Genomic DNA, 1,461 nt, shown 5'->3' on the forward strand with positions numbered 1-1,461 from the left:
TGGAGCGGCCCCCTGAATCGCCGGACACAGTCTCCCGCTTAAACTAACGGGTAGGCATAGGACTGTGTTAATGGGATGGTCGCCCCCGCCTCCCCGGCAAGAGTACGCTATGGAGGCAATCACCAAGGGGAACCATCATGGAAGAAGTAACGCTTGTCGGAATCGATCTTGGTAAGCATTCGTTCCATCTGCATGCCCAAGACCGAAAGGGCAAAGAGATCTTTCGCCGGAAGGTAACACGCCGACAACTCGTTGAGCTGTTCGCGAACTTTCCTGCGTGCACGATTGCTATGGAGGCGTGCGCCGGCGCACATTTCATGGCTCGCACGTTGGCTGGTTTCGGCCATCAAGTCCGGCTGATTGCGCCACACCTCGTTCGGCCATTCGTCAAAAGCAATAAAAACGATTTCGCCGATGCCGAGGCGATCTGCGAAGCTGCCTCGCGCCCGTCCATGCGATTCGTTACACCTCGAACCGAACCTCAGCAGACACTTTCGGCACTCCATCGAGTTCGAGAATCATTCGTGCGTGAGCGCGTATGCACTGGAAACCAGGTTCACGGAATTCTCCTGGAATTCGGTATCAGCCTGCCGGTAGGCTGCACCGTGCTGAAGCGACTGCCAGCAATCATCGCGCAATACTCACTTCCTCCCCGCCTCGTGGTGCTGCTTGAACGGCTTCACGCCCACTACAAGTATCTCGACGAACAGATTGCGGAACTCGACAAGGATCTGGTTCGCCAGTTGGGCGAAGATGATCTCGGGCAGCGGCTTTTGACCATCCCCGGTGTCGGCCCAATCACTGCAAGCGTGCTATCAAGCGAGGTCGGAGACGGGAAACAGTACCGGAGCAGTCGAGACTTCGCTGCTTCAATTGGCCTTGTTCCGCGTCAGCACAGTACAGGTGGAAAGGCGAATCTGCTCGGCATTAGCAAGCGAGGGGACAAGAACATCAGGCACTTGCTCGTACAGTGTGCCCGTTCTTATATGCGCGACGTCGCAAGGAGGGCTGGCCCTCTGGCGGATTGGGTACGCACGCTACTCGCTCGACGACACTCGAGCGTTGTGGCCTGTGCGCTGGCCAACAAGCTGGCGAGGATCGCATGGGCGATAGCTGCACGACACACGGTTTTCGAAACGGCTGGATACCAATTACAGAAGGGTTGAACAAACTCAATAGCGTTTTACCAACCATCTGGTTTTGCGATCGCTGGAAATTGATGACGTGAACGGCATACCGGCCTGAACGAACAACCCGATAGTCACGAAGGCTCCAAAAGCCGATGTGTTTTTTAGGATCGTCAGGCGCGACTCTCATCGTGGCGCTGAGGAAAAAACCTCAACGAAGACGCCGAATAGATTTGAGCAAGCCCGAAACATCGTTGAACCCAGCATTGCAAAAATGGGGGCGACCATAGATTCTGACTAACAACAAACAGGAAGTGATGGAAGTGTTGACGGG

At 55.3% G+C, this 1,461-nt stretch carries 1 protein-coding gene; it reads left to right on the forward strand.

Annotated elements, in window-relative coordinates:
* Positions 1–137 precede the first annotated feature (137 nt).
* Positions 138–1,166: an IS110 family transposase gene (locus F3J20_RS31675; protein WP_167285834.1), complete on the forward strand. Its 1,029-nt coding sequence runs from the start codon at positions 138–140 to the stop codon at positions 1,164–1,166.
* Positions 1,167–1,461: the final 295 nt, after the last annotated feature.

The sequence above is a fragment of the Paraburkholderia sp. Cy-641 genome (assembly GCF_011752945.1).
Classification (GTDB): domain Bacteria; phylum Pseudomonadota; class Gammaproteobacteria; order Burkholderiales; family Burkholderiaceae; genus Paraburkholderia.

Coding starts and splice junctions, on each gene's coding strand:
- F3J20_RS31675 (WP_167285834.1), top strand. CDS start 138: ATGGAAGAAGTAACGCTTGTCGGAATCGATCTTGGTAAGCATTCGTTC.